The 6,525-nt window shown below is 69.7% G+C and carries 4 protein-coding genes; all 4 read left to right on the forward strand.

What is annotated here, in order from left to right; translation table 11 throughout:
• The 4 genes from AB0P03_RS32325 (at position 1) to AB0P03_RS32340 (ending at position 5,570) form a co-directional block, all read left to right on the forward strand.
• Positions 1-1,368, forward strand: a complete 1,368-nt coding sequence (locus AB0P03_RS32325; protein WP_363632175.1) for an ATP/GTP-binding protein — start codon at positions 1-3, stop codon at positions 1,366-1,368.
• A complete protein-coding gene (locus AB0P03_RS32330) occupies positions 1,365-3,164 on the forward strand; it encodes a TraM recognition domain-containing protein (RefSeq protein ID WP_363632177.1) in 1,800 nt (599 codons plus the stop codon). Before AB0P03_RS32325 ends, AB0P03_RS32330 begins: the two co-directional genes overlap by 4 nt.
• Complete coding sequence (locus AB0P03_RS32335; protein WP_363632179.1) at positions 3,157-3,768, forward strand: hypothetical protein; 612 nt, start codon at positions 3,157-3,159, stop codon at positions 3,766-3,768. The genes AB0P03_RS32330 and AB0P03_RS32335 overlap by 8 nt, the downstream gene beginning before the upstream one ends.
• Positions 3,769-4,565: 797 nt before the next feature.
• Positions 4,566-5,570, forward strand: coding sequence for a hypothetical protein (locus AB0P03_RS32340; RefSeq protein WP_363632180.1), 1,005 nt, complete (start codon positions 4,566-4,568; stop codon positions 5,568-5,570).
• Positions 5,571-6,525: the final 955 nt, after the last annotated feature.

The raw sequence follows: 6,525 nt of genomic DNA on the forward strand, positions 1-6,525 counted from the left end.
ATGCTGGAGATGCTCCGGCCCCAGCGGCAGACCCGCCGCAGGGCTCTGCGGACGACCACGGCGCAGGCCTGTGGTCTGTACCCGGCGGTCGGCGCGCCGACAGGCGACCCGCGCGGGGTGATCGTCGGGCGGGAGATGTACTCCGGAAAGGCGTTCATCTACGACCCGTTCGTGTTGTATGACCCTTCGGCGCGCGAGCGGCTGCCCAGTGGCCACATCCTCATCTTGGGCAAGAGCGGCTACGGCAAGAGCGCCCTGGAGAAGTGCTACGTGCTGCGTCAGTTGCGCTTCCAGGACCGGGCCTTCGCCGTCCTGGACGCGCAGGGCGAGGACGGGGTCGGCGAGTGGGACCCGATCGCCCGGGCGCTGGGCATTGTGCCGATCCGGCTGGTCTACGGTGGTGGTGGCGAGGCCGGGGCGGTGCGGATCAACCCGCTCGATCGCCGCATCCCCTCCGAGCACCAGTTCAAGATCCTCTGCTCGATGATCGAGATCATCGACGGGGAGATGACCGCGGAGACCCGCTTCGCCCTCTCCATAGCCCACCAGGCGGCCGTCGCCACGGCGGCAACCGCAGACCGGGTGCCTGTGCTCTCGGACGTGCTGAACGCGCTCACCGCCCCGGAGCCCGCCGAGCTCGGGAGAAAGACCGTGCCCGCGGCGGAGCTCGGACGCTGGGGACGCCCCGCGTCACTGGTCATGGATGAGCTGTGCTCCCCCTCCCGTGACCTGGCCGGCCTGTTCGACGGGCCGACGACCGACGGCATCGATCTCGACGCACGGCTCATCGTCTTCGACCTGACCCGTCTTCCACGCGAGGGCGTGGCGATGCCACTGCTGATGTCCGTGATCGGGCCGTGGCTGCGGTTCGGCTGGATCCGCCCGGGCGACCGAATCAAGCGCACCTTGATCGTCGAGGAGGCCTGGCACATCCTCAGCCACCGGCCGGTGGCCCGCCTCTTCGAAGAGTTCGTCCGCTACGGCCGCCGCCTGGGACTGTCGTTCGTGGGAGTGATCCACCACCTCAGCGACGTGGACGTCGACGAATCCCCCGAGGCGATGGCCATCCTCAAACTCACCGCCACCCGGGTGATCTACCACCTCGACAAGTCCGACGCGGACGCGACCGCCGACTACCTGCAGCTCCCCGTCTGGGCCCGGGAGGCCATCGTCGACGGCGCCAACGTCTGCGCGCCCGGCCGAGCGGTCTGGCAGGTCGGCGGACGAATATCCCTGGTCCAGCACATCCGCTCCACCACCGAGGTCCGGCTCACGAACACCAACAGTCGGATGAGCGAGAAACGCCGTGAGTTCACCAACGGCTCAGAGGCGCCCCTCATCGCCCTCCACAAGGGCCGCGCCGCATGAGCATGAACAAAGTGGCCTCCCCGATCACAGCCACGCGACTGCGCCTGGGCCGGGACACCTGGTGGATCAGCCTCATCATCGGACTCGTCGTCCTGTCCGCCCTCACCTGGCTTGCCGCGTTCCTGTCCGGCATCCCTGCCCACCACCGACCGGCCCGGATTGCCTGGACCCAAGCGGGCGCAGCGTCGGCCGGGGTGTTCATCCACTTCGCCGAGCCGGCGGCGGCCTTTCCCGCAGGCTCGGGTGTGGGCGGACCGGTCCCCTTCTGGGGGCTGTTCGCCGGCGAGTGTGCCGGCGCCTTCTATATCGCCAAGGCCCTGTGGCTGCGCTGGCAGCGGCGCCTGGCCGACGGATCGGACGGCCTGGCAACCCGTAAACAGCTCGAGACCGCCATGGGCGAGACGAAGGCACTGAGCCGGGTGCCGTCGCTGCGCCCGAGCCTGTCGAAGGCGGCGGCCGGCACGGTAGACGTGCGTGAGGTCGCAGTGTTCTGCGGGACCGCCGACCCGGCGCAGATTCCGCTGTGGCTGACGATCGAGGAGAGCCTGCTGATCATCGCGCCGCCGCGCGAGGGCAAGACCAGTCAGTTCATCCTGCCCGCGGTTCTGGACTTCCAGGGCACCGTTCTCGCGACCTCCAGCAAGACTGATGTCCTCTTCTCGGCTGCGAAGCTGCGTGAGCGCCATGGCAAGGTCATGGCCTTGGACGCCACGGGCCTGTCCGGTTGGCCTTACCAGCTCGCGTGGCCGCTGACCGACGGCTGCGAGGACTTCCAGATCGCCCGACGCCGTGCCGAAACCCTGACAGCCTCCACCAAGAGTGATGAGGGCACCAAAAACGGCGGCTACTTCGTGATGAACGCGAAGATGCTCATCACGTGCTGGCTGCATGCGGCCGCCCTCGACGGGCGCAGTGCGCTGGACATCCTGAGGTGGGCGACCTCGCCAGCGGAGCGGGAGGCGGTGGACATCCTCGCCCGGCGGGGAAAGGTGGCACTCTCGCGGGCGCTGGCGGCCCAGCACGCGGCAGCGCCGGAGGAGCGCAGTGCGTCGTGGCGCACCGCCGAGCAGAGCTTCCTCGCGCTGTACGACGAGCGGGTCGCCGGGATCTTCGCGCCGCGGGAGAGCAACTTCGACATCGAGGCGTGGTTGCGCGGTGGGGGCACCCTGTTCCTGATCGGGGATGAGGAGGAAGGCAGCGCGCTGGCGCCGGTCCTGGCGACGTTCGTGCAGGCGATCCTTGACACGGCGAAGAAGGTCGCCGCCCGGATGCCCAACGGCCGGCTCGATCCTCCGCTGGGGTGTTTCCTGGACGAGCTCGCGAATGTGGCGCCGCTCCCGCAGATCCCGAGCTTCATGTCCGTCAGCGGCTCCCAGAACATCTTCGTTGCGGCGGTGTTGCAGAACCTCGCGCAGGCGGAGGAGCGGTGGGGGCAGACGGGTGTGCGCAAGCTGTTCGGCGCCGCCACCGCCAAGATCATCCTCGGTGGTGTCTCCGACGAGCAGGAGCTCAAGGCATACTCCGCGCTCGTGGGAGAGTTCGACGAGGACACCGAGTCCGTTTCCGACGACGGTGACCGGGTGTCCTCCTCGTTGTCCGTCCGGCGCCGGGCCGCGCTGGAGCCCAGTGACATCCGCATGCTCGAGGAGCGGACGGGTCTGCTGGTTCATCGACGTACCCCGGCGACGAGGGTGCGGTTCGTGCGGGCCCACGAGGGCCCGCGGGCCGCCGAGATCGCCGCGGCCACCAAGGAAGCACTCGCCATGGTCAACCCGGAGGTGGACGCAGGTGCCTGACGCGTTCGACCCGCTGTTTGACGAACTCGCTTCGATCAACGCCGAGCTGGCGTCGGTCGCGGTCCGCCTGGCCGCACTGGAGGAACGTCAGCCCGCGGCCGGCGGCTCCGGTGGAGGCAGCGAAGGTCACGGGCCGTCCGACCGGGCCCCCGGCGTGCCGGTGCTGTGGCGGTCGATGGACGACGAGCAGGCGGCTGCTCTGTGGCCGGAGTTCGTGGACTGGGTCCTGTGGCTTTCCGACGCCTACGAGCTGACGACCGAGCAACTACCCCGGCAGTGCTGGTGGCAGCACGCATCCGTCGTCGAGGAACTGACCGCCCTGTGGACATCGCACTCCTCCGCATACGACTCGGAGGAGGACGTCGGCGCCTCCCCCTACCTGTGGCAGGACGCCCTGGCCAGGGCAGTCGAGCGGATCAACCGCAACTGGCTCGGCGGGTGCGTCAACGGCTTCCACGAACCGAAGTCGCGCGTCCCCTTCAGCGCTGACGCCGCCTACCGCGAGGAACTTCTGGAAGCCGGGCCGCCCCGTGAGACTGAGCCCGAAAAGCCGGTCGAACCGGTGGAACCGCCGCCCACGGACCCAGGCGAACCGCAGCCATAGGGCGGGTTGAGGCCGACCCGTCGTGGGCCAACGTCTGTTCCTTGGGCGCGACGTTCTTCGCCACACGCCCCCGCCGCCCATGACACCGTCACCTACCCGAGCATGAACCGGCCTCTGAGGGCACGGCCAGCGTCAAGAGCGTGCGGAGACCGGAGACAGGGATCGGGACGTCCTGGGCACAGTGCTCACGTCCCCTTGCCGAGGTGGTGCGGTCCGGAGAGCGGTACGGCGGGGACACTGCCCGGGCTCGGTGCCCCGGGTCGGTCCGGGGTGCCGGTCGGGTGGCACGATGAACCGGTGCGTCCATTTCCCCTACCTGTGCTCTGGCTGCGCGGTGTCGCCGCCAATCCGGCGGCCCCGTCCGAGGTGCTGCTGCGCCTGCTGTCGGCACGGGTGCGCGCCGTGTGGCCCGTCCGGTGCGCTGACCGGGCGCTGCCCGCCGAGGTCGTCGAGGCCGCCCTCACGCATCCCGAGCCGGCAGCCCGCCGGGCCTTCGCCCGGAACCGGCACGCCGCTGCGGATCTCCGTGGACGGCTCGCCCAGGACCCCGACACCCTCGTGCGCGCGGCCCTCGCCGCAGGCCCGCGCCCGCGCCTGGGAACGGCCGAGGCGCTGCCCGACGAGGCCTTGGAGACCTTGCTGACCGCATGGGATGAGGAAGGCGAGGAGCAGCTGCTGACGGCGGACGAGATCAGGTCCGAGCTTGAATTCTCCGGGAGATCCCACAGTCGTTTCGCCGTGGCCTGGCCGGTCATCCGAACCCGGAGCTGCGGGCGGGGGCCCTCGCCCTGTGGCCGATGCTCACCCCAGCGGAACGTGGCGCGCTGCTGGCCGACCCGGTCACCGGGGTCGCCGAGGCGGCACGCGAGCGAAACCGGATCCTGGACCCGGAGGCGATGCGGGCCGAACTCCCCGACCACGACAGCCACCACCGCAACCAGCTGCTCACCATCTACGCCGTCTCTGTCACCGTGGCCGAGCGGTGCCTCGCCGAGCGGCGTGACCTTCGGCCGCTGGCCCACAACCACCACACCCCCGCCGCGATCGTCGCGCGGCTCGCCCGCGATGGTGACCCGAAAGTACGCGAGCAAGTCTCGGCGAGGGCTGGCATCCTGCCTGCGACCGTACTGACGGAACTCGCCCAGGATCCGGACAGCACCGTTCCCTCCCGCGCCCTGCTCCACCCGCTGCCGCGGACCTGGCCGCAGTGCGCCGCCATCGACCGGGTCCTCGGCCACACGGCCGACTGCATCGGCCGGGCCAGCGAGATGTTCCTGGAACCGCAGACGCACTGGTACCAGGAATGCGCTCGCTCCGACGAACCCGTACTGCGCCGGGTGGCCGCGACCTGCGCGCGGCTGCCGCAGGAAGCGGTGCGGCGCCTGGCCGGCGATCCCGATCCGCAGGTGCGCCACCTGCTCGCCCTCAACCACCCGCTGGCGCCGGGCCCGATCGTCCTCGGCGCCTTCCTCGCCCTGCCGTCTCAACGTGCGTACCTGCTGACCCTGCAGCGGCTTCCGCGAACCGGGCTGGACCATCTCCTCAGCCACCCCGACCCGCAGGTCCGCGCCTTGGCTGCCGCCGACCACAGGCTCCGTCTACCTCCTGTAGGCCTGCTGCGCGATGCGGACATGCGAGTCCGACGGGCCGCGGCCTCGAATCCGCGACTTCCCCTCGACCTGGTCGAAACCCTCCTGGACGACCCGGAGCTCGCCGAAGGAGCGGCCGCCAATCCGACCCTTCCCCCCGAACGCCTCCACGAACTCCTCGACCGCAGCGGGTCGGTGGGACGTGACCGTTAAACCGCCGCCAGGGACTGGGCTGGACAAGGCCACTGGGGTCACACGGGGTCGCTGCCCAGGGGCCTCGACCGGCTGACCTTGTCTGCGGCGGTGGTGCTGCGATGGAGTTGCGAGAGGCCAAGCCGAGCAACCGATCCAGTCGATTCTGGCGGAGATGCCGAGAGCGAAACCTCGATGAGACCCAGACGACGCCCGCAAAATGATCTTGAGGGAGCAGGGAAAGATCACCCCGCCGGTTGTTTCGGCTGGCCATCGTGGCGGTGGCGCCGTGGCTGGCGGAAGCCGTGGCCGCGTCCCCGGATAGGGCGTGTCTGAGGCTCCCTTCCTGGCCTGGTGGGGTCCGGTACTGACGACTGCGGCTGGGCGTGTCACCACTGATGGCGTGCCCAGCCGTTGCGGGCCCTTCGCCCCAGGTACCGTCAATGACCCAGATCCACGGCCGGTGTAGCCGCCCTTCCAGGAGCCAAAGTCTGGCGCAGGCAAGTACCCACAGCGGGCTAGTGCGGCTGTCGACGATCGCGGAGTTTCGCGATCGTTCACACAGCCCAACGATCCGGTGATCCAGGAGAAGAGCGCTATCCCATTTCGCACCTTTCCTCCTCTCTTCGGTCACCGCGCGGAGTGGCGCGCCTGTGGTGCCACGTCTCCGCCTGCTGTCGCTCCGCGAGTCGTGCCCGGGTGTTACGGGGCCTCAGGCCTGGGCCGTTGGACTCGACGGCGATGCGATGCTCGAGCTCGGCCGTGGTCTCACGCAGTTGGGCGGCCACGAGGTCCAACTGCTCCTGCTGTCGCTGCATCTCGGCCGGCTCGCTGGTCCCCTCAGGCCGGGTGAGCATCCGGATCAAGTCTCTGCGTTGTTGGAGCAGGGCAGCCACCAGCCGGGCTCGCTCCTCACTGAGGTCGCGGGTGCTTGTCTGCCGTGCCATGGAACAGTTCTCCTTCCACCTCTGGTCCG

This window comes from Kitasatospora sp. NPDC088779 (assembly GCF_040685395.1).
Taxonomy (GTDB): Bacteria; Actinomycetota; Actinomycetes; order Streptomycetales; family Streptomycetaceae; genus Kitasatospora.